The sequence below is a fragment of the Salipiger abyssi genome (assembly GCF_017311415.1).
Lineage (GTDB): Bacteria > Pseudomonadota > Alphaproteobacteria > Rhodobacterales > Rhodobacteraceae > Salipiger > Salipiger abyssi_A.
The window spans coordinates 36369-58779 of record NZ_JAEKIS010000004.1 but is presented as its reverse complement, the minus strand read 5'-3'; the positions used below and the strand labels follow the sequence as shown (position 1 = coordinate 58779).

At 65.8% G+C, this 22411-nt stretch carries 20 protein-coding genes; 9 read left to right on the top strand and 11 right to left on the bottom strand.

Features of this window, described 5'->3' with window-relative positions; translation table 11 throughout:
* The 3 genes from I6N89_RS07100 to I6N89_RS07090 all read right to left on the bottom strand — a co-directional run bounded on the left by I6N89_RS07100 (window position 1) and on the right by I6N89_RS07090 (window position 3415).
* On the bottom strand, window positions 1–861 hold the full coding sequence (locus I6N89_RS07100) for an ABC transporter permease (protein ID WP_207017560.1): 861 nt from the start codon (window positions 859–861) through the stop codon (window positions 1–3).
* Window positions 862–876: 15 nt separating this feature from the next.
* A complete protein-coding gene (locus tag I6N89_RS07095; RefSeq protein ID WP_207017559.1) occupies window positions 877–1818 on the bottom strand; it encodes an ABC transporter permease in 942 nt (313 codons plus the stop codon).
* 67 nt (window positions 1819–1885) lie between these two features.
* Window positions 1886–3415, bottom strand: a complete 1530-nt coding sequence (locus I6N89_RS07090; protein ID WP_207017558.1) for an ABC transporter substrate-binding protein — start codon at window positions 3413–3415, stop codon at window positions 1886–1888.
* 223 nt (window positions 3416–3638) lie between these two features.
* On the opposite strand from I6N89_RS07090, the gene I6N89_RS07085 reads away from it, so the two are divergent.
* The 3 genes from I6N89_RS07085 to I6N89_RS07075 all read left to right on the top strand — a co-directional run bounded on the left by I6N89_RS07085 (window position 3639) and on the right by I6N89_RS07075 (window position 6957).
* Window positions 3639–4415, top strand: coding sequence for an IclR family transcriptional regulator (locus tag I6N89_RS07085; protein ID WP_207017557.1), 777 nt, complete (start codon window positions 3639–3641; stop codon window positions 4413–4415).
* A 148-nt stretch (window positions 4416–4563) separates the two neighbouring features.
* Entirely contained in the window at window positions 4564–5454 is an 891-nt protein-coding gene (locus tag I6N89_RS07080; protein ID WP_207017556.1) for a MurR/RpiR family transcriptional regulator, read from the top strand.
* Between the two features lie 18 nt (window positions 5455–5472).
* On the top strand, window positions 5473–6957 hold the full coding sequence (locus tag I6N89_RS07075) for a sulfatase-like hydrolase/transferase (RefSeq protein ID WP_207017555.1): 1485 nt from the start codon (window positions 5473–5475) through the stop codon (window positions 6955–6957).
* Between the two features lie 48 nt (window positions 6958–7005).
* On the opposite strand, the gene I6N89_RS07070 is transcribed toward I6N89_RS07075, so the two are convergent.
* The 6 genes from I6N89_RS07070 to I6N89_RS07045 all read right to left on the bottom strand — a co-directional run bounded on the left by I6N89_RS07070 (window position 7006) and on the right by I6N89_RS07045 (window position 13688).
* On the bottom strand, window positions 7006–8049 hold the full coding sequence (locus tag I6N89_RS07070; RefSeq protein ID WP_207017554.1) for an NAD(P)-dependent alcohol dehydrogenase: 1044 nt from the start codon (window positions 8047–8049) through the stop codon (window positions 7006–7008).
* Window positions 8050–8071: 22 nt separating this feature from the next.
* Complete coding sequence (locus I6N89_RS07065) at window positions 8072–9070, bottom strand: ABC transporter ATP-binding protein (RefSeq protein ID WP_207017553.1); 999 nt, start codon at window positions 9068–9070, stop codon at window positions 8072–8074.
* A 31-nt stretch (window positions 9071–9101) separates the two neighbouring features.
* A complete protein-coding gene (locus I6N89_RS07060; protein WP_207017552.1) occupies window positions 9102–10559 on the bottom strand; it encodes a sulfatase in 1458 nt (485 codons plus the stop codon).
* 116 nt (window positions 10560–10675) lie between these two features.
* Window positions 10676–11992 (bottom strand): ABC transporter substrate-binding protein, encoded by a 1317-nt coding sequence (locus I6N89_RS07055; RefSeq protein ID WP_207017551.1) that lies wholly within the window; start codon window positions 11990–11992, stop codon window positions 10676–10678.
* Window positions 11993–12021: 29 nt separating this feature from the next.
* Complete coding sequence (locus I6N89_RS07050) at window positions 12022–12840, bottom strand: carbohydrate ABC transporter permease (RefSeq protein WP_207017550.1); 819 nt, start codon at window positions 12838–12840, stop codon at window positions 12022–12024.
* Complete coding sequence (locus tag I6N89_RS07045; RefSeq protein ID WP_207017549.1) at window positions 12840–13688, bottom strand: carbohydrate ABC transporter permease; 849 nt, start codon at window positions 13686–13688, stop codon at window positions 12840–12842. Before I6N89_RS07045 ends, I6N89_RS07050 begins: the two co-directional genes overlap by 1 nt.
* A gap of 139 nt (window positions 13689–13827) precedes the next feature.
* Between I6N89_RS07045 and I6N89_RS07040 the strand changes: the two genes are divergently transcribed.
* Complete coding sequence (locus tag I6N89_RS07040; protein ID WP_207017548.1) at window positions 13828–14754, top strand: LysR family transcriptional regulator; 927 nt, start codon at window positions 13828–13830, stop codon at window positions 14752–14754.
* Between the two features lie 107 nt (window positions 14755–14861).
* The gene (locus tag I6N89_RS07035; protein ID WP_207017547.1) at window positions 14862–15827 is read left to right on the top strand and encodes a formylglycine-generating enzyme family protein; all 966 of its coding nucleotides are present in this window, start codon (window positions 14862–14864) and stop codon (window positions 15825–15827) included.
* Here I6N89_RS07035 and I6N89_RS07030 read toward each other — a convergent pair.
* Window positions 15824–16753 (bottom strand): LysR family transcriptional regulator, encoded by a 930-nt coding sequence (locus I6N89_RS07030; protein ID WP_207017546.1) that lies wholly within the window; start codon window positions 16751–16753, stop codon window positions 15824–15826. The genes I6N89_RS07035 and I6N89_RS07030 overlap by 4 nt on opposite strands.
* 89 nt (window positions 16754–16842) lie before the next feature.
* On the opposite strand from I6N89_RS07030, the gene I6N89_RS07025 reads away from it, so the two are divergent.
* The 4 genes from I6N89_RS07025 to I6N89_RS07010 all read left to right on the top strand — a co-directional run bounded on the left by I6N89_RS07025 (window position 16843) and on the right by I6N89_RS07010 (window position 21439).
* Window positions 16843–18372, top strand: coding sequence for a sulfatase (locus I6N89_RS07025; RefSeq protein ID WP_207017545.1), 1530 nt, complete (start codon window positions 16843–16845; stop codon window positions 18370–18372).
* A 14-nt stretch (window positions 18373–18386) separates the two neighbouring features.
* The gene (locus I6N89_RS07020; RefSeq protein ID WP_207017544.1) at window positions 18387–19376 is read left to right on the top strand and encodes a Bug family tripartite tricarboxylate transporter substrate binding protein; all 990 of its coding nucleotides are present in this window, start codon (window positions 18387–18389) and stop codon (window positions 19374–19376) included.
* A 79-nt stretch (window positions 19377–19455) separates the two neighbouring features.
* The gene (locus I6N89_RS07015; protein ID WP_207017543.1) at window positions 19456–19944 is read left to right on the top strand and encodes a tripartite tricarboxylate transporter TctB family protein; all 489 of its coding nucleotides are present in this window, start codon (window positions 19456–19458) and stop codon (window positions 19942–19944) included.
* A 10-nt stretch (window positions 19945–19954) separates the two neighbouring features.
* Window positions 19955–21439 carry a tripartite tricarboxylate transporter permease gene (locus I6N89_RS07010; RefSeq protein ID WP_207017542.1) on the top strand — a complete coding sequence of 495 codons (1485 nt, stop codon included), beginning with the start codon at window positions 19955–19957 and terminating at the stop codon, window positions 21437–21439.
* 57 nt (window positions 21440–21496) lie between these two features.
* Here I6N89_RS07010 and I6N89_RS07005 read toward each other — a convergent pair whose 3' ends face one another.
* Window positions 21497–22405, bottom strand: a complete 909-nt coding sequence (locus I6N89_RS07005; protein WP_207017541.1) for a sugar kinase — start codon at window positions 22403–22405, stop codon at window positions 21497–21499.
* Window positions 22406–22411: the final 6 nt, after the last annotated feature.

The window sequence follows — 22411 nt, the reverse complement described above, 5'->3', positions numbered from 1 at the left end:
TCAGAGATCCTTTGCCAGGCGCGGGTCCAGCGCATCGCGGAAACCGTCGCCGATAAGTTGCAGAGCCAGGACGGAGACCGAGATCACCAGCCCGGGAAAGACGATGAGAAACGCCGCCTGGTCGAGATATTGCCGCCCCTCGTTGATCATCGTGCCCCAGGACGGGGTCTTGGGGTCGATGCCGACCCCGAGGAACGAGAGGCCCGCCTCGGCCAGCATGGCGTAAGCGAAGATGAAGGTGGCCTGCACGACGATGGGCGACAGGATGTTGCGCAGCACATGGGTGAACATGATCGTGCGCGTGGAGGAACCGAGCGCCCGCGCCGCCTCCACATAGGGCAGCTCACGGATCACCAGCGTCGAGGCCCGCACGATGCGCGAGATGCGCGGCGTGTAGACGATGGCGAGCGCGATGATCACATTGACCACCGATCCGCCGAGGATCGACACCAGCGCAATGGCGAGCAGGATGTCGGGGAAGGCCATCATCGCATCGACCAGCCGCGAGATCGGCCCGTCGAGCCGGCGGAAGAACCCGGCCAGCAACCCGAAGGCGACCCCCGCGACCGAGGCCAGCGCGGCGACGCCCAGCCCGATCATCAGCGACACGCGCCCGGCATAGAGCAGGCGGGACAGCACGTCGCGGCCAAAGGCATCGGCGCCGAGCAGGAAGTCTCCGCCCGGCGGGCTCAGCCTTGCCCGCACCGACATCTTCATCGGATCGGCGGGCGCCACCAGCGGCGCGAAGAGGCAGAGCAGCAGGATCGCGGCAAAGACGATCAGCGCGAGCAGAACCGCGCGGCGGGAAAAGAGCAGCGCCAGGAAGTTGGCATCGGGGCTGGCGGCGGATGGGGCGGCCATCGAATGTTCTCCGCTTCAGTATTTCACACGCTTGTCGACCAGCAGGTACAGCAGGTCTGTCAGCAGGTTGATGAGCACATAGAGCGAGGCGACCACGATCAGCGCGCCCTGGATGACCGGGTAATCCCGGCGCAGCACCGCGCTGACCACCAGATTGCCCATGCCGGGGATGTTGAAGACCCGTTCGGTCACCACGGCGCCCGAGACCAGCAGCGCGAAGGTCAGGCCGATCACGGTGATGATCGGAATCGCCGCGTTCTTGAGCGCGTGGCGCAGCACCACCCGGCGCTCGGTCATGCCCTTGGAGCGCGCGGTCCGCACGTAATCCTCGCCCAGGATGTCGAGCATCGAGGCGCGGGTGAACCGCAGGATCAGCGCCGAATTGACGATGCCGAGCACGATGGAGGGCAGGATGAGATATCCCATCCGCTCGACGAAACTCGCATCCGGCGCGCCATAGCCCGAGGCCGGGAACCAACCCAGATCGGTGGCGAGATAGCGCTGGAACATCAGCCCGGTCCAGAAACTGGGGATCGAGGCGGCGAGCATGGCGGTGGTGATCGCGCCCTGATCGAGCAGCGAGCCGCGCCGGTAGGCGGCATAGATGCCGATGGGCGTCGCGATCACCAGCGCGATCACCAGCGAGAAGAGCGACAGGAAGATCGTCGGCTCCGCCCGCCCCGCCAGCACCGAGACCACCGGCTGCTTGAAATAGATCGAGGTGCCGAGATCGCCTTGCAGCGCGCCCGTGACAAAAGAAAGGTACTGCGCCGTGATCGGCCGGTCGAGGCCGAGCTGGCTGCGCAGCGCCGCCGCATCCTCTGCCGTGGCGTCGGGCCCCAGCATCAGCGCGGCGGGGTCGCCCGGCGCCAGGCGCACGATGATGAAGGCAATGGTCAGGACCAGAAAGATGACGACACACATCCCGAGGATGCGTTTGATCAGATAGCGTGCCATGCGGCCTCCGGGACACGAATGGATCGGGCGGGGTGCCGGACCGGCAGCCCCGCCACGGGATCCTACATTATTCCGAGACGTCCGAGTTCCAGAAGAACGGCCAGGGGGTGTCGGTCACCCCGGTCAGGCCCTGGCGCTGGCCGGTCAGGGCATTGAACGCGCCGATCTTGATGAAGCCCACATCGGTGAAGACCTGCTCCTGAAGCTGGGCAAAGATCTCCTGCCGCTTCGCCGGATCGGTCTCGGTGGTGAAGGCTTTCATGATCTCTTCCTTCTCCGGGTTGGTCCAGCCGAGACGCGAGGTCGCGTCGTAAAGGCTGGTCAGGGACGGTTCCGGCAGGAAGGGCGAATGGGTGATATAGATGTCCCAGAGTGCGGGATCGTTGCGGCGCTGGCCCAGCGTCGCCCAGTCGACCACATCCATCTGAACGGCGAACCCGGCGGCCTCCAGCGCCATGCGCGCGACCTCGGCCATCTTGTAGTGGAATTCGTATTGCCGCGAGGTCAGGATGCGCAGCGGCGTGCCGTCATAGCCCGCCTCTTCCAGCAGCGCGCGGGCTTTCGCCTGGTCGTTCTGGTTGAAAGACTCGGTCCCGGCCTCGTTGCGCCAGGCCCAGCCCTCGGGATACATCGGCCCGTCGACCTGGAAGAACGTGTCATCGCCGAAGGCCGCGAACAGCATGTCGTCGATGGGCAGCGCCGCCTGCACCGCCTGACGGATCGGCAGATCGGTCAGCAGCCCGGCCTTGTGATTGATCGCGAAGATCGGCCAGCCAAAGGGCTTTTGCAGGATCGGTTCGGCGGTATCGGAGCCTTCGAGCCGCGCATAGCTCTCCGCCGGGAGGCTGTCGGCAAAGTCGAACTGCCCGGAGAGCAGCCCCTCGACGCGGGTGTTGGCATCGGGCACCGGCACGAAACGGATCTCGTCGGGGATCTGCTGGCGTGCGCCGGAGGCGCCGTCGGAGGGCTCGTCGCGCGAGACGTAATCGTCGAAGCGCACCACGCGCAGATACCGGTCGGGCACATGTTCGGCGACCATATAGGGGCCGGTGCCGATCGGCTCGTCGATGGACTCGCCGATGATCTCTTCGGGATAGATCGCGGCGGCGGAGTTGGAGAAGGCGAGCAGCGACAGCAGCGGCGAATAGGGCTCGGACATGGTGATCGTCACCTCGTAATCGCCGGTCGCCTCGACCGAAGCGACCTTGTCGGCCACCAGCTTGCCGCGCGTCGCGACCTCCAGCCAGCGATCCAGCGAGGCGACCACGTCCTGCGCGTCCATGGTCGAGCCGTCATGGAAGGTGATGCCTTCGCGGATCGCAATCTTGTAGCTTAGCCCGTCTTCGCCGATCTCGGGCATATCCTCGGCCAGCAGCGGCGCGATGTTCCACGCGGAATCGAAGGTATAGAGCGTTTCGATGAAATGCTGGGTGGCAATGGAAACCACGCCCTTGGTCGACATCATCGGATCGAGCGTGTCGGGCTCGCCGATCATCGCGATATCGAGCGCGCCGTCTGCATGAGCCGGCAAAGCGAGGGACGTACCGGCAAGCAGAGCGGCGAGCAGACCGGCCCTGCCAAGTTTATCGATCATCATTTTGACCTCCACTATTGTGTATGTTATTGTCTTATTAGGATAGTCAGAGGCGAAATGAGCTGTCAAGATAGGTTTGGACAGTCGTCACAAAACATGAAAAAATAAGGAATACTCAAATTTTATCAAACACTTGCCATACGCTTCATTGGCAAGATGCAACAGCCTGCTTGACCTGCGCCAGAGACTTCCACAATTATGTTCTATACATCACAGGGATGGACAAATGAGCGAAAGAGGCAAACGAGTCGGAGCGATAAGCCGGTCTTTGCAGGTGCTGGATGTGCTGACCGAAACCAACCGCCCGATGAGCGCCTATGAGCTGGCCCGCGCCACCGGCGCCCCCGCTTCGACCATCTACAAGATTGTCGACGAGCTGCTGGCCCGCGACATGCTCAGCCGCGCAGACGAAAACGCCATCTGGCTCGGGCCGCGCCTGCTGCGCTATGGGCTGGCTTACCGCGCCAGTGTCGATCTCTTCACCGAGGCGCGCCGCGAGATGGACCGGCTCTGCGCCGAGGTCGGCGAGACGGTGCAGATCTGCGCCCGCGACGGTGGCATGATGACCGTCGTGCACATGGCGCGCGGCCCCGGACATTTCGCCGTCGCCTCGGATGTCGGCACCCGCGTGCCGCTGAACTGGACCGCCTCGGGCCGTCTGCTGCTGGGCCATCTGCCCGATGCGGAACGGCGCGCGATCTTTGCCGAATGCGCCCGCCCCTCGGCCACCAAACAGGCCGCGACCGACCCTGCCGAGCTCTCCGAGCTCGCGGGCCGGGAATTCCGCGAGCGGATCGCCATCCAGATGAGCGCCTCGGAATACGCGGTCGCCTGCATCGCCTCGCCGGTCTGCGACCACGCGGGCAATTGCCTGGCGACCATTTCCATCGTGCTCCCGGAATCGAAGGCGCAGGCCGACGAGGCGCGTCTTGCGCAGGCGGTTCGCAGCGCCGCGACAAATATAGAAAGCGCACTCGGCACACCCCAAGTCGCCGTCTCCTGACAGCTCCCACCCGGCATACACCCGACCGCCGCGACGACCGGCGGTCGTCTTTCCGCTTGCCGATATGTAATATTTTTTCATACTTGAGCCAGAATCACTCGATCTCGTAAAAATATTACATTTTCACTCCGCTCTGGGAAGGCACCCGATGGCAGATCCCGACACCGGCCCCATCGACCTCATCTCGCGCCTGCGGGCGCGGCAGGAGGGAATGTCGCGGCAGGAAAACCGGGTCGCGGCCTATGTGCTCGACCATCTCGACCGTGCCGTGCACCAGAATCTCGGGGAAATCGCGGCCGGCGCGGATGTTTCCGTCGCCACCGTGAACCGGTTTTGTCAGACGCTCGGGTGCAGCGGGTTCAAGGAATTCCGCATCCGGCTGGCGATGAACGTCTCCGCCTCGATGCACTATCTCGGCAATCCCGCCACCGTGGCCACCCGGCCCGACGACCTGATCGGCCAGATCGTCGACGGCATGACCGCCGCGCTGGAACAGACCCGCAGCACGCTCGACCCCGCCGCGCTGGAACGGGCGGCGGAGGCGCTGGCGGGCTCGGAGCGGATCGTTTTCCTTGGCGTGGGCGGCGGTTCCGCCGTGCTCGCCCGCGATGCCGCCAACCGGTTCTTCCGGCTCGGCAAGGCAAGCGAGGCCCATGCCGACGGCTATCTGGCGCGCATGCTCGCCGCCACGCTGGAGCCCGGCCACGCGCTGGTCGCGCTCTCGCAGAGCGGCCGGCCCCCCGAGCTCACCGACGCGGTGCAGATCGCCCGTCAATACGGCGCCGAGACCATCGCGGTCACCCGCCCGGCGACGCCGCTGGCAGAGCTTTGCGATATCGCGATCACCCTCGACCCGCCCGAGGCGGCGGATCTCTTCAAACCCACCGCCTCGCGCGTGGCCTTCATGGCGGTCATCGACATGCTCGCCGCCGCCACCGCGGCCAGAACGCCGGATGTCTCCCGCGAAAAGCTGCGCCGCATCCGCACCGCGCTGGCGCCCCTCACCCCGACGGACAAACCGCATCCGATCGGCGACTGACACACAAAGGACCCCCCGATGGACGACACGAACTTCCTGCTGATCTGCGTCGACCAATGGCCCGGCCATCTGATCGAGGCCGCAGGCCGCAGCGACATCGAAACGCCGACGCTCAACCGGCTCTGCGCCAGCGGCACGCGGTTTTCCCGCGCCTATTCCGAAACCCCGATCTGCGGACCGGCGCGGCGCGGGCTGATGACCGGCACCAATGCGCGCGCGCATGGCGACCGCCGCTTCCGCCCCGACCTGCGCATGCCCGACATGCCGACGCTGGCGGGATGTTTCCGCGCCGCTGGATACCAGACCGCGGCAATCGGAAAGCTGCATGTCTTCCCGCCCCGCGACCGGATCGGCTTTGACGACGTGAAGCTCGCCGAAGAGGGCCGCTCGGGGCTCGACGGGTTCGACGATTACGACGAATATCTCGGCGAACAGGGCCATGCGGGCGAGCAGTTCATGCATGGCATGAGCAACAACGAATATTCCTGGCGCCCCTGGCATCTGGACGAGCGCCACCACGTCACCAACTGGACCACCCGCGAGGCCTGCAAGACGATCAAGCGCCGCGACCCCACACGCCCGGCCTTCTGGCACGTCTCCTACACCCATCCGCACCCGCCGCTGGCGCCTCTGACGGAATACCTCGACCGCTACCGCATGCGCGACGTGCTGCCGCCGGTCGAAAGCGACTGGTCTGGCGACGCGGACCTGCCCTATGCGCTGGCCAATATGCGCGCGTACTGGGACCGGCTGACGCCCGAACGGCTGACCGAGGCGCGGCGTGCCTATTACGCGCTCTGCACCCATATCGACCACCAGATCCGCCTGATCATCGGCACGCTGCGCGAAGAGAACCTGCTGGAAAACACCGTGATCGGGTTCATCGCCGATCACGGCGACATGCTGGGCGATCACGGGCTCTATGCCAAGCGCGCCATGCTGGAAGGCTCGGTCGGCATTCCGATGATCCTGCTCGACCGCCCGGATGGCGACCGGTTCGCGGCGGGGGCGGTCGATACCCGGCTCGCCGGGTTGCAGGACATCATGCCCACCCTGCTCGACATGGCGGGGATCGAGATCCCCGAAAGCTGCTGCGGCGAGTCGCTCGCAGGGCCCGCGCAACGCGATCATCTCTATTGCGAGGCGATGGAGGGTGCCGGCGCCATGCGCATGGTCACCGACGCGACGCACAAGCTGATCTGGTATCCGGCGGGCAACCGGGTGCAGCTCTTCGATCTCGCCAACGACCCGAACGAGACCCGCGATCTCTCTGCCGATCCAGCCTGTGCCGAGATCCGCGCCGCGCTGGAGCGGCGACTGCTCGGAGAGCTCTATGGCGAAGACCTGTCCTGGGTCAGCGACGGCACGCTCATCGGCTGCCCCGCGCCCGAGCGCGCGGCCATGGACAATCGCGGCCTGACCGGTCAGCGCGGCCTACAGTTCCCCCCCGTCAAACCCCTTGATCCTTCCGTGGTGATCGAGCCGGGCGCAAAGGCGGGCTGACGCAAACGCGCCCCGGCCGTGAGACCGCTCCGGGCCGGGGCGGCCCGGTCAGCCGGGCAGCGTGATCTGAAGCTTGACGTCCGTGGGCCGCGCCTCGACCGCGCGGTCGAAGGCCTCGACCGACTGCTCGAAGGGGAAGGTGCCCGAGATCAGCGGCTTGAGGTCGATCTTTCCCGATGCGATCAACTCGATGGCGCGGTCGTAGACATTGGCGTAGCGAAACACCGTCTCCATCCGCAGCTCCTTGGCCTGCGCCGCGACGAGATCGAACCGGAAATCGTCCACCGGCATGCCGACAAAGACCACGCAGCCACCAGGGCGAGGCGTTGCGAAGAGCGTCTTGAACGCCGACGGATGCCCCGAGCATTCGAACACCACATCCGCGCCCCAGCCGCCGGTGGCCTCCAGCACTTGTGTGTCCACAGGCCGCGCCGGGTCGAGCGCGATCACGCCCTCGTACTGGCCCGCGACCTGGAGTTTCTCGGCCACCACGTCATAGATCATCACCCGCGCGCAACCGCCCGCGAGCGCGGCCAGTGCGGTCATCACGCCGATGGGGCCGGCGCCGATCACAAGACCCACATCGCCCGGCACAATCTTTGCCTTGGCGGCGGCCTGCATGCCGATGGCGAAAGGTTCGACCATGGCGCCTTCGGCAAAGCTGACGTTGTCCGGCAGCTTGTAGGTAAAGGCCGCCGGATGCACGACCGAGGGCGTCAGGCAGCCGTGGATCGGCGGCGTGGCCCAGAAGGTCACCGCCGGATCGACGTTGTAGATGCCGAGCTTGCTGGCGCGCGAGGTCATGTCGGGGATGCCCGGCTCCATGCACACCCGGTCGCCCACGGCCAGATGGCTCACCCGGTCGCCCACCGCCGTTACCGTGCCCGCCGCCTCGTGGCCGAGTACCATCGGCGCGTTCACCACGAACTGGCCGATGCGGCCATGCGTGTAGTAATGCACGTCAGAGCCACAGATCCCGACGGTGTGAATGGCGATCTGCACGTCGTCGGGGCCGACGCTTTGGGCAAGGTCGATGTCGCGGATCGAAAGCTTGCCCTTCTCTTCGAGTACGAGGGCTGTCTGTTCCGTCATTTTCTGGATCCTGGATGGGTGGTCAGGCGCTGACGCGATGACCGTTGCGGAAGATATGCAGCTTGTCGGAGGCCGGGGTCAGCACCACCTCGCGGTCGAGCCAGTCCGAAGCCTCACGCCCGCACCGCACGATCATCGCACCGTGTTCGGTGACGACATGGGCGTAGCTGTCGCTGCCAAGCTGCTCGATCAGGGTGATCCGGCCGGACCAGCCGCTGCCCTCGGTCGACAGCGTGATGTCCTCGGGCCGGACGCCCAGCAGATCCCCCCCATGGGCCTCTGCCTCGGCACCCTCGATCATGTTCATCTTGGGCGACCCGATGAAGCCGGCCACAAACGGCGTCTGCGGCGTGTCGTAAAGCTCCAGCGGCGCGCCAACCTGCTCGATATTGCCCTTGTTCAGCACCACGATGCGGTCGGCCATCGTCATCGCCTCGACCTGGTCATGGGTGACGTAGATCATCGTCGCCTTGAGCCGCTTGTGCAGCTCCATGATCTCGACCCGCATCTGCCCGCGCAGCGCCGCGTCGAGATTGGACAGCGGCTCGTCGAACAGAAACACCTTGGGGTGGCGCACGATGGCCCGACCGATGGCGACCCGCTGGCGCTGACCGCCGGAAAGCTGCTTGGGCTTGCGGTCGAGCAGCGGGTCGAGTTGCAGGATCTTGGAGGCCTCCTCGACGCGGGCGTCGATCTCGGTGGGATCGGTCTTGGCGAGGCGCAGCCCGAAACTGATATTCTCGCGCACGCTCATATGCGGATAGAGCGCATAGCTCTGGAACACCATGGCGATACCACGATCCGAGGGCTGCTTGCCCAGCACGTTGTCGCCGTCGATCTCCAGCCCGCCGGTGGTGGGATCGTCGAGCCCGGCGATCATCCGCAGCAGCGTGGACTTGCCGCAGCCCGAAGGGCCGACCAGCACGGTGAACGAACCCGAGGGAATAGTGAGGTCCAGCTCGGGAATGACCTCGACCGGGCCGAAGCTCTTGGTGAGTTTGTTGAGAGTGACGTCTGCCATCGGGTTTCCTTCCATCCGGGTCCGGGCGGACCTAGAAATTCGCCACGCGCTCAGGACCCGCGCCGGTGACGCGCATCATGGCGGAGAAATGTTTCAGAACCAGCTCGGCGCGCAGCCCGGCGCTGCCCTCGTCGGTCCAGAGGTCGTGCAACTCGCCGGGATCGGCGGCAAGGTCGAAAAGCTCGCCGGTTTCGAGATCATGATAGACAACGAGCTTATGGCGCCCATCGAAATACATCGACCCGCGCGAGCCGGTGCTGCCGGGAAAGGCCAGCGCGTCGTGATATTCGCAGAGCACATAGGGCTTGATCTCGTCGGCAGGTGCCTGCCCGGTCAGCACCGGCCAGAGCGAGCGGCCCTGGTTCTGCACCGGCACCTCGAGCCCTGCCGCATCGCAGAGCGTGGCAGGGATATCGACCAGCTCGGCCAGGCCGGTGGCCTTCACGCCCTGCTGCACCCGGCCCGGCTGCGACAGGATCATGGGAACATGCACCAGCCCCTCGTAGAAGCGGCAGCCCTTGTAGAGCAGCCCGTGATCGCCCAGCATCTCGCCGTGATCGCTCATGAACAGCACCAGCGTGTCCTGCCGCTGGCCGCTGGCGTCGAGCCTGTCGAGAAGCTGGCCGACCATGTCGTCGACCATCGCCACCATGGCGTAATAGGCCGCGCGCACCGCCAGCACGTCGTAGCGTTCGGGCGGGCTGTCATGGGTCGCCGCTTGCGGCGCGTCCGGATCGGGCAGGCGCATCGGATCGCCCGGCGCCTGCGTCTGCTGATCCACGCCCTTCAGCCGGTCGTGATGCGCAAGATCGCTCTCGGCGAAGACCGGCCGCGGCATATCCGCCGGATCGAAACGGTCATACCATGATTTCGGCGGATCGAAGGGCGGGTGCGGATCATAGACATTGATCGTCAGCATCCACGGCCGCCCGTCGGCGCGGTCGATAAAGCTCAGCGCGCGGTCCGCCGCCCAGGCAACCTGGCTATGCTCGGCGGTGACCGGATGGCTGATGAGGTCGTGGCTTTCGTCGAAGGCCGCGGCGCTCTGGCCGCGCTCGGCGAGCCAGTCGGCATAATCGTGACCCTCGGGCCAGTCGTTGCCCGGGTGCTGCGACCAGTAGAATTCTTCATAACCGTCGCGTTCGGGCCGCGTTTCGATCCGGTTCTGTGCCGCCGAGAGATGCAGCTTGCCGATCAGCCCGGTTCGATAGCCGGCATCGCGAAATATCTGCGGCACCAGTGTCAGGTGGTCGGGGAAATAAGCGTTGCCATTGCGCTGAACCTGATGCGCGGCGGGGTACATGCCGGTCAGGAACGAGCTGCGGCTGGGGGTGCAGATCGGGCTCTGGCAATAGGCGCGGGTAAAGGCGGTGCCTTCCTCCGTCAGCCGGTCGAGATGCGGGGTCTGCGCCGCCGCGGCGCCGAGCGCCCGGATCGTATCCCAGCGCTGCTGGTCGGTACAGATCCACAGGATGTTGGGTCGGGTCATCGGGCAAGGCTCTTGCGTTGCCGCGCCGCTGGCGCGGTGGCGTGAATACGGATCGGCAGCAGACCGGCGGCGGCAGAGAGGAGAGACCTGCCGCCGCCGGCCATCGCGTCAGGGCATCAGTCGAGGTAACCGCCGCGCTTGAGGATGCGCGTCACGTCCTCCTGCGCCTCGTCGAGCGCCTCTTGTGCAGAGGCTTCTCCGGTTACGATCTCCTGAAGGGCAAGGCCCACGCGGTCGCCCATCGACCGGAATTCCGGGATCGGCAGGCGGTAGAGCGGGTCACCGGCAGCGAGCGCCTCGGCATAGGCTTCGGTGAAGGAGCCGTTGCCGAAATCATAGCCATGCGCTTCGATGAAGTCGGGATCTTCCCAGACCGAGTCGCGGGTCACGGCCACGAAGGGCGAATTCAGCGTCACCGCCTTGACGGTTTCCTTCGAGGTCGCCCAGAGCACGAAATCCTGCGCGGCTTCGAGGTTGCGCGAAGCCGCGCCGACGGCCCAGCCCTGTGCGGTGAACGGCGCTTGCAGCCCGGCCGAGCCACCCGGCGGCGGAGCAAAGCCCAGCTTGCCGCTGACCTTGGACAGCTCAGGGTCGAGAATGCGGCCCGCCAGCGGCGCGCCCTCGACGACCATCGGCACGTTGCCCTGCTGGATCGCGACAACCACATCGTCATAGCCGGCGGAAACCGAGCCCGGAATACCGTGTTCGGTGAGCAGCTCGGCATAGATCTCGGCGGCACGCACCGCTTCGGGCGAGTTGACCGTCGGGGTCATGTCATTGGGGAAATCCGCGACCCAGTGGCCGCCTTCACCCAGCATGATCTGCGTCCAGTACCAGATGTTCTCCGAGGTGTTGGGTTTGCCGCGCAGCGCGGTGCAGGGGGCAATGCCCTTTTCCTTCAGCGTCTCGCACATGGCGAGCATGTCCTCGAAGGTGGCGGGCGGCGCATCGACCCCGGCCTCGGAAAGCTGCTCGGCGTTCCAGTAGTAGAGCTGCGTGGCGGCGAAATAGGGCACGCCATAGATCTCACCGTCATAGGTAAAGGCTTCGCGGGTCGAGGCGATCAGATCCTCGGCGTCGTAATCCGCATCCGCCGCCATCACGCTCAACGGCGCCAGGCGTCCGCCGGCGGCATAGCGCGGCACGTCCGAGGCTTCGAGGAAGAAGACGTCATAGGCCGAAGAGCCGGTGGACAGCTCGACACCCACCTTCTGCACCGCCTGCCCGAAGGCGTAGAGGTCGAAAACCACCCGCGCACCGGTCTCTTCTTCATATTCGTCGATCATCGCCTCTACAGCGGTGTCCCAGGGCTGCTGGGTACTAAGCACGCGCAGGGTGACACCCTCATAGGGCTTGTCCTGGGCGCTGGCGACACCTGCCGTCAGCGCGGCGAACGCGACACCTGTCGCCAGCCTGTTTACAAAGCGTTTCATGGTTTTCCTCCCTTGGTGAAACATCGTCGTCATCCCTTCACCCCTCCGGCGGAGGTCTGGACGAAATACTTGCGGATACCGATTGCGAAGATGGCGACGGGCAGCAGGATCAGGATGCCGGCGGCGGCGATCTTGCCCCATTCGGTGCCCTCGTAGCCCATGTAGTTCAGGATCGCGACGGCGGCGGTCTTGCTCTCGAAGCGGGTCATGGTCAGCGCGAACAGGAACTCGTTCCACGAAAAGATGAAAACGAGGATCGCGGCCGAGGCGATGCCCGGCGCCGCCATCGGCAGCGCCACGCGTGTGAAGGTCTGCCAGCGGGTCGCGCCATCGACAAAGGCGGCTTCCTCGATCTCGCCGGGCACGCCGTCGAAAAAGGAAATCAGGATCCAGATCGCCAGCGGCGCGGTAAACACCGTGTTGATCAGGATAAGCCCGGCCTTGGTGTCCATGAGCCCAAGTTCGTTGAAGGCCATGAAGTAAGGGATCACATAGATCATCCCCGGCGCCGCGCGCACCAGCAGCACCCAGGACAGGAGCCCCACCTTGGTCTTCGAGCGCAGCCGCGACAGCCCGTAGGCGGCAGGCAGCGCCAGGATCATCGACAGGATGACCGTGCCGCTCGACACAAGAATCGAGTTCAGGAACGAGTGCATGAAGTCGCGGTCGCCCAGAACCTCGCGGTAATTGTCGAGCGTGACCGTCGCGATCAGCCGCGGCGGGTCGGCGAAGATGTCGAGCTGCCCCTTGAACGATGTAGACAGCAGCCAGACAATCGGCGCCAGCAGGAACAGGATGAACGCGAAGGCGACGACATAGCAGAAGATCTTTTCCCGGGTGCGCAGCATCAGCGGGCCTCCTCGCTGCTTTCGCGGCGCGCGATATTGATCAGGAAGGGGGAGCAGATGCCCATCATCACCACGAAGAAGAAAAAGATGATCGTGGCGGCATAGTCGACGCGCAGGTATTCGAACCCGTTGACATAGGCATAGTAGTTGATCGGCTCCGTGGCGCCCGCAGGCCCGCCGCCGGTCAGCACGAAGATGATCGGAAAGATCGCCAGCGCCTCCAGAATGCGGAACACGGCGACGGTGAGGATCACCGGGCGGATCTCGGGCAGCGAGATGTGCCAATGCGCCTGGAACCACGAGGCGCCGTCGATGCGGGCGGCTTCATATTGCTCTTCGCCGAGGCTTTCGAGCGCCGAGAGCATCAGAAGCGCGACAAAGGGCGTGCCGACCCAGACCGAGGTAACGATAACCAGCGTCAGGGCGCTGCCGGGCATGCTGAGCAGATCGAGGCTCAGATCCACGCCGATAACATGGCCGAGATAGCTGAGACCGCCGGCACCTGGCACGATGAACAGCTTCCAGACAAGGCCGCTGACGGCCGGCGGGATCACCGCTGGCAGCAGGAAGGCCATGCGCATCCAGCCGGTGCCCGGCAGCTTTTCCTTGAGTACCATCGCCAGCAGCAGCCCGATGACGATCTGAAGCGCGACGGGAATGAAGATCAGCTTGGCGGTGACCGTCAGCGAATTGAGAAAGCGCGAATCCTGGAACAGCTCGAAATAGTTTTCGAGGCCGGCAAAGCGGGTCATGCCGGGCATTGTGAGATCGACATAGAATAAACTGATACCGAGCGTCACGAGGATCGGAAGCACGGTGATCGCCACCAGTGCCAGAAAGGTGGGCATGATAAGGGGCCAAAGACCCCTATTGGTTTTTCCGGGCATGGTGCCTCCTCCTCGCGGAGGGTGTCGCAGAATGTTCCCCTTCCCGCAAATATCAAATTCGAATAAGGTATCAACAAAACGCATACCATGAGGCCGCGCGATGCTCGTCGACTACCAACGCTTCCTTGCGGTTGCGGACCGCCGCAACATCTCTTCCGCAGCGGACGAGCTGAACGTCTCGCAGCCGGCGCTGTCCCGCACCATCCGGCAGCTCGAAGACGCTTTCGGCACGCGCCTTTTCCGCCGCACCGGGTCGGGCATGGAGCTGACCGAAGCCGGGCGGACGCTCTATCTCTATGCCAGCCGAGCGGTGCGGGCCTTGCAGAGTGCACAGGAGGAGATCGGCCATTTCGTCGAACAGCAGCGGCTGACATTGCGGGTCTGCTGCGGCGACAGCTGGGGCTATGGCGTGCTGCCCGAAGTGGTCAACGCCTTCGCCGCCGAGGCCCCCGAGGTCACCGTGCAGGTGGATCTGCTGGAGCACAACGCGCGGCTGCGCGGTATCGAAACCCGGAATTACGATCTCGCGTTCGGCATCGTCGCGCCTGAAACCCTCGCGACCGGGCGCTATGTTTTCGAACCGCTGCTTCAGGCACCCTACGACATCTATTGCGACGCGGCCCATCCGTTGCTGGACCGGGCGAAGATCGCGCGCGCCGATCTGCTCGACTATCATTGGATCAATCACCGCTTCGAATACGACTTCGATCCCAGCCTTGCCCTGCGCACACGCAGGGTCTTTGCGCGGCGCAGCAACACCATGCTGCATGCGCTGGAGACCATGCGCGGTTCGCAACTGTTGCTTTCGACGGCCAAAACCATGGCGCCGATCTTCCAACGCTTCGATCTCGTGCCGCTGATGGAAGACCCCGAGAGCCCGAATTTCGTCTCGGGCATTCTCTGCCTGTCGCGGGTCGAACTGTCCTCCGTGACGCGGCGCTTCCTGGCGCTGACACGCGCCTCCTGCCTGCGCCGATGGGGACCGGTGGGCGAGCTGCGCGCCGCACTGCCCGAAGTCACGCCCTGACGGCCGGTCCGCCGCGCCTATCCGGCGGGCGGATATGCCGCCTTGGCCCGGCGCGCATGGGCTCCTATAAGAGCAACCGCTCCTGCTTGCTGAACGAAAGCCTCCCCATGACCGAGGAAAAACCGACCTGTTGTGCCCCCGCCGGCGGTGAGCAGATCACCGACGCGCATCTGCGCCGGGCGCTTGCGATCGGCCCTGCCGATGACAGCACCCGGGCCGCGCTGGCTGCGGAGCTGCGCCCGATCCCCGGCGGTTTCTTCGAGATGGGGGCGCGCAAATCGACCTTTGCCGCCGATCTCGACAGCCCGCGCCGCCGGGTGCGGCTCGACCCGTTCCGCATCTCGGCGACCGCCGTCACCAATGCCGAATTCGCGCGTTTCGTGGCCGCCACCAGATACCGCACGGTCGCCGAGCACGAGGGCTGGAGCTATGTCTTTCACCTGCTGCTGGCGTGCGCCGACGACTGGCCCGAGCATCCGCCGGGCCTGCGCTGGTGGCGCAAGGTCGATGGCGCCTACTGGGCCGCGCCCGAAGGCCCCGGCAGCGATGTGACGACCCGCGAAGACCATCCGGCGACGCATATCACCTGGTACGACGCGCTGGCCTATACCCGCTGGGCCGGGCTGCGCCTGCCGAGCGAAGCCGAATGGGAGCGTGCCGGACGCGGCGGGCTGGTCAACAAGAAATTCCCCTGGGGCAATGAGCTGGTGCCCGGCGGCGCTTATGCCATGAACACCTGGCAGGGCCGCTTTCCCGACGAGAACAGCGCCGAGGACGGCTTTGTCGGCACCGCCCCCGTCACCGCCTATGAGCCGAACGGCTACGGGCTCTACAATATGACCGGCAATGTCTGGGAATGGGTCGCCGACTGGTTCGGCCCGCGCGCACCCGGCCCCGGCCCGCTGCGCAACCCCAAGGGCCCCGAGAGCGGCACGGGCAAGGTGCAGCGCGGCGGATCCTTCCTCTGCCATGTCAGCTATTGCGACCGCTACCACGTCCATTCCCGCACCAGGAATGACCCCGACAGCTCGACCTCGAACAGCGGGTTCCGGGTGGCCGCCGACGCGGGCTAGCCGCCCTCGACCGCCGCCAGGATGGCGCGACGCAGCCTCTCGGTGAAGTCCCGCGTCACCGGACGGCCGGCCACCAGCTCGCGGCAGCACAGGCTGACCGGCATGTCCCAGAGCGGCTCTTCGAGCGGCAGCGTCACCAGGTCGTCGTCGCGCATCGCCGAGGCCAGCGACGAGATCACCACCATCACCGCATCCGTGCCGCGCACAAAGGTGCTGAGCGCGGCGACCGAATTCGCCCGCATCGCCATGCGCGGCGGCGCCAGCCCGTGGCGCGCCGTCAGCAAAGCCGCAAGCTGCACGAAACTGTCGTCGTCGTAAAAGCCGACCCAGTCATACCCCGCGAGCTGCCGGACCCCGACCGGCCCGCGCCCCACCAGCGGGTGATCATGCGACACGACCAGCCGCATCGGCAGGGTCACAAGCTGTTCGCGCCGCGCATCGCTCAGCTCGTGACCGGCCAGCCCGCCCGCCACCAGCAGCAGGTCAATGCGCCCTTCGGCGAACTGCATGGCAAGCTGATCGCCCACCCCGGTCAGAAGGTCGATGGCAAGGCCCGGATAATCCCGCCGCAAATCGCGCAGCACCTGCGGCAGCACCGTCGCCGACCAGGCCACCCCCGCGCCGATGCGCAGCGTGCCTGCCTCGCCGGTGCGCAGCGCCTTCAGCTCGTCCTGCGCCTGACGCGAGGCGGTGCGCAACGCGCCCGCGTGGCGGTAGAACAGCTCTCCCGCCGGGGTCAGCGTAACCCCCTTGACCGAGCGCTCGAAAAGCGTCGCGTCGATATCCTGTTCGAGATTGCGCAGGCTGACGGTCAGCGCCGGTTGCGACAGGCCAAGCGTTTCCGCCGCACGGTGGATGTTGCCCGCATCGGCGGTGGCCAGGAAATGCAGCAGCCGGCGGTTCAGGAAGGCATCGAAGGAGGACATTGATAAATTCTCTGTATCGCTAACAGCTACATTTCTATTTTACACTATCGTTATATTTCGTCCATGGTCCCGTCCGGACCGGAGGAGCCATGCGCACAGTTTTCCTGCTTTTCGACAGCCTGAATCGCTCGGCGCTTGGCGCTTACGGCGGCGATGCCATCGCCACGCCGAATTTCGACCGGCTCGCCGCGCGTTCGATGAGCTTCGATCAGCATTACACCGGCTCCCTGCCCTGCATGCCCGCGCGGCGCGATCTTCACACCGGGCGGCTGAACTTCATGCACCGCTCCTGGGGGCCGCTCGAAGCCTTCGACAACTCCTTTGCCGACTGCCTGCGCGACAAGGGCGTCTATTCGCACCTCATCACCGATCATGTGCATTACTTCGAGGATGGCGGCGCGGGCTTTCACACCCGTTTCGACAGCTGGGAGTTCATCCGCGGGCAAGAATACGACCCCTGGGTGCCGATGGTGGCGCCGCCGCTGGAGAAATTCCGCCGTGAGTTCTCGGAGAAACACTATCCGCTCGACCGCTCCAGCAAGCGGTTCCAGCATATGGTGAACCGCGAGGTCATGCAGGACGAGGCCGATTTCCCCGGCCCGAAATGCTTTGCCGCGGGCTTCGATTTCCTCGACCGCAACCGCGATGCGGACGACTGGCTGCTGATGCTGGAATGTTTCGACCCGCACGAGCCGTTCCACGCGCCCGAACGCTTCCGCGACGCCTTCCCCACCGGTTACAACGGCGGCGCGCTCGACTGGCCCTATTATGCCCGCGTCACCGAAAATCCGGCCGAGATCGACGAGATCCGCGCCAACTACGCCGCGCTGGTGGCGATGTGCGACGAGTATCTGGGGCGCCTGCTGGATTATTTCGACCGGCACGACATGTGGAAGGACACCGCGCTCGTGGTCACCACCGACCACGGCTTCCTGCTGTCGGAGCATGGCTGGTGGGGCAAATGCCGGATGCCCTATTACGAGGAAATCAGCCACATCCCGCTGATGATCCACGATCCGCGCAATCCGCAGGCCGCCGGCACCCGCTGCGATGCGGTCACCCAGACGCCCGACATCATGCCGACCCTGCTGGGGCTGCACGGCGCCGCGCTGCCGCCGGAGGTGCGCGCGCATGACCTCGCGCCGCTGCTGGCGGGCACGTCCGGCAAGGTACGGGACAGCGCGGTGTTCGGCATCTTCGGCGGGCCGGTGGGCATCGCCGACGGGCGGCATGTGCTCTATCACTACCCGGTGGACTGGCGCGCCCCGGGGCTGAAGGAATACACGCTCGCGCCACAGCACATGACCGGGCATTTCACCGCCGCCGAGCTGAAGACCGCCCACATGGTGCCGGGCTTCGACTTTACCAAGGGCGTGCCGCTGATGGCCATCGACGCCCTGCCCGACGCCAAGCGCGTGCCGATGAACGACGGTCTGGGCTTTGACGACGACGTCACCCGGCTCTACGACCTCGCCGCCGATCCGGCGCAGAAAGCGCCGGTGACAAATCCGGCGGTGCAGGCCCGCCTCGTGGCGCAGGCCGCCGCCGAATTCCGCGCACATGACGCGCCCGCAGAAACCTATGACTGGTACGGGCTGACCCTGAAAGAAACCGCATGATTGGGAGGAACATCATGACACTGACATCTCGCCTCGTCGCGGCGGCCCTCGGGCTTGCCGCTCTGGCCGGCCCCGCGCTGGCAGAATTTCCCGAGCGCAATATCGAAAGCATCTACCCCTGGGCGCCGGGCGCCACCATGGCAGCCAGCCAGGTGATCGCCGACGCCATGGGCGAGGAGCTGGGCGTGAACATCTCGGTGGTCTCGACCCCCGGCGCGGGCGGCGTGAAGGCGTTCGAGACCGCGCTGTCGCGCGATGCCGACGGCTATACGCTCTTCGACGGCTATGTCGCGCCGCTGGTCATCCAGCCGATGAAGGGCAATGCCGACTGGACCTATCAGGACTTCACCCCGCTGTGGTCGGCCACCTCGAACAGCTTTGCCATTGCCGTGCGCGCCGATGACGACCGCTTCGACGATCTCTCGGATCTCATCGCCTATATGAAAGAGAACCCCGGCGATCTGCGCTATTCTCCCGGCGTGGCGGGCGGCATCCCGCATATGGTCGGCGCCGCGACGCTGATGGCCACCGACACCGTTGCGCAGCTTGTCCCCTACCCCGAGATCGACGTGGCCGTGCGCGACATGCGCGGCGGCATCCTCGATTTCATGGTCACCAATCCCGGCGTCTACAACGTCAACAAGGCCGACATGAAGGTGCTGGCGGTGCTGTCCGACATGGAGGATGCCTCGACCACCTATGGCGGCGCACCGCTGGTCGGCGCATTCGATATCGATATCGGCATGGCCAATCTCAGCCCCTCGGGCTGGAACTGGTGGCTGGTGCGCAAGGACACGCCCGAGGATGTCGTGACCACCCTGCGCAACGCCATGGAAGCAGCGCTGAAGCGCGACGACGTGCATCAGCGCCTGCTGGACATGGGCTATGTGCCGACCGGCTTTTCGCCCGACCAGTACGAGGAAATCGTCGGCGCCGTCGCCGGCGAGCTGGAGCACGGCCAAAAGGCCATCGAGTGGGAAACCGAGAAGCTGAACGGGCTCTGACCCGACGCTTTGCACAGGCGTTCGGGCGGCACGCTACAGCGGCCGCCCGTCCTGCTTTCGCCGCAACCGGAAGACCAACATGAAACTGCGTGAACATGCCTATGACTGGCTTGCCTGGCTGCTGATCGGCGCGGTGCCGCTGCTGATCTTCTGGCAGAACGCGACCTCCCTGACCGAGCAGAGCGTGGCCTCGGGCGGGCCGATGTCCAACGCCGCCGCCTATCCCGCGATCATCGCCTGGATCCTGCTGGGGCTGACCGCGGTGAACGCGCTGCGCATCGTCGCCGGGCGGATCTCGCAGCACTCGCCGCTCGATCCCACGCCGACCACGCGGCTCGCCATGATCGCGACCGCGCTTTTCGTGGCCTATCTGCTGTGCCTCGGCTGGCTGGGCTATTACATCGCGACGCCGGTCCTGCTGACGCTGCTCTTTGCAATGCTCGGCCTCGGCCCCATCGCTTCGCTGGCGGGCGCCATCGCGGCCACGCTGATCGTGGCCGCCGTGTTCGAAGGGCTGCTGAACGTGGTTCTGCCGCTCGGCATCTTCAACTTCACCCTGTTCGGATAGGCCGCGTCCCGTGTTCGACCTGCTGATTGAGGGCGCGCCCCTCTATTTCTCTCCCGCCTCCGTGCTGCTGACGGTGCTCGGCATCATCGGCGGCCTCGTCATCGGCGTGCTGCCCGGGCTCGGGCCGCTGATGGGGATCGTGCTGCTGCTGCCGGTGGCGTTCCATCTCGACCCGATCCCCGCCATGGCGATGCTGATCGCGGTCTATGTCGGTGGCTCCGCCGGGGGCTCGATCTCGGCCATTCTGCTGCGCATTCCCGGCACGCCGCTGGCCGCCGCGACGCTCTTTGACGGCTACCCGCTGGCGCAGAAGGGCCGCAGCCAGGACGCGATAGGCCTCTCGATCACCGCCTCCTCGCTGGGTGGGCTGGTCGCGGGCATCGTGCTGATCTTCTTCTCGCCGGTGCTGGCGGATTTCGCGCTGAATTTCGCGCCGCCGGAATATGCCGCCATGGCGCTGCTCGGACTGCTGACCATCGCCGTGGTCTCGGAAGGCTCGGCCATCAAGGGGATGCTGGCGGGCGGGCTCGGGCTGGCGGTGGCGACGGTGGGCACCGACGAATTCACCCAAGCCTATCGCTACACCTTCGGCACGATCAACCTGACCTCGGGCCCGAACCTCGTAGCGGTGGTGGTCGGGCTCTTCGCGCTTTCGGAGCTGTTCGTGCAGATCGAGGGCGGCAATTTCCGCGACCGCCCGCAGATCCAAAAGCTGCGCATCTCATTCCGCGCCTTCCGCCTGATCGTCAACCACCGCTGGAACGTGGTGCGCTCGGCGCTGCTGGGCACCGGCCTTGGCGCCATTCCCGGCGCCGGCGGCGATGTCAGCGCCTTTGTCTCCTACGCGGTGGCCAAGCGCCTGGCCTCGGAAGCGGAAGCCTATGGCGAGGGCGCCGAGGGCGGGGTCGTCGCCACCGAAGCGGCCAATAACGGCACCTGCGGCGGCGCGCTGATCCCGACCCTGTCGCTGGGCATTCCGGGCGACGCCTCGACCGCGGTGCTGCTGGGCGCGCTGTTCCTGCTGGGCTTCTTCCCCGGCCCCGAGCTGTTCCAGTACCACGCCGATGTAGCGGGCGGGATCTTTCTCGCCTATCTCGCCAGCAATGTGGTGCTGATCGTGCTGGGCATTGTGCTGGTGCCGTTCTTTGGCACCGTGCTGAAAGTGCCCAAGGCCTGGCTGCTGCCGCTGGTGCTGCTGCTCTCGACGCTAGGCACCTATGCGTTGCAAAACTCGGTCTTCGACCTCTGGGTGATGCTGGCCTTTGGCGGGATCGGCTATGTGCTGCGCAAGGCGAATTACCCGCTGGCGCCGATCATCATCGGCATGATCCTCGGGCCGGTGCTGGAGAACAACTTCCGCAGGGCGCTGCTGCTGTCGCGCGACGGGCCGATGATCTTTCTCGAACGCCCGATCAGCGCGACGATCCTCGCCATCGCGGCGGTGATGCTGGTCTATGTGACGATCACAACGGTACGCCCGCGCAAACGGAGCTGAGACGGCTACAGGGACAAGGACCGGGGCGGAAGATCCGCGCCGGCCCGTTCATATCCCTCAGCCGGTGATCCGGTCGAACGGCATCAGCGCCCCGCGCCAGCCAACGACCTTCCGCGCCAGCGCCTGCGCCTGGGCCACCGCCTCTTGTGCCTCGGCCCCCGTCAGTCGCGCCGCCAGATAGCCGCCGTTGAAACTGTCCCCCGCCCCGGTGGTGTCGACCGGGCGGGTCACCGCATCGGGCATGCTGACGAACCGCACGCCATGCGCAACAACATGCACCGGCCCCTCGCCGTTCTTCACTACCACCTCGGCGCAGCCGAGCGCCCCATAGCGCGCGAGTGTCGCCTCCGGATCGGCATCGCCGAAATGCGCCGCCTCGTCATCGAAACTGGGCAATGCGATGCTCGCCAGCGCGGCAAAGCGCGTCACCTCGCGGCACATGGTCTCGGCGTCTTCCCAAAGGCGCGGACGCAGGTTCGGGTCGAAGACCACGGTCACCGTTTCGGGCAGCGCCGCCAGCGCCGCGTGCAGATTGTCGCGATCCTCCTGCGGCAGGATCGCTACGGTGATGCCCGAAAGGTGGATTACGTCGCAACCCGCCAGCGCTGCCGCCAGCCGCGCCGGATCCTCTGCCAATGTGCGCGCGGCAGAGCTGTCACGCCAATAGGTAAAGCTGCGCTCGCCATCCTTCAGCGCGATCATGTAGAGACCCAGCGTGCGTTTGGGATGGGTGAAGAGCCGGTCGGCCTCGATCCCCGCACCCTCCAGCAGCGCCCGCAGCCCCGCCGAAGGCTCGTCCGCCCCGACCCCGGTGTAATAGGCCACCCGCCAGTCGGACGGCAGCATGGCGCGGGCATACCAGGCAGTGTTCAGCGTGTCGCCCGCATGGCCCGCGCGAAACAGTCCCGGCTCGCCCGAGGGCGCCAGTTCGACAAGGGCCTCGCCCACGGATAGCAGCCTTGGCATCGTCGC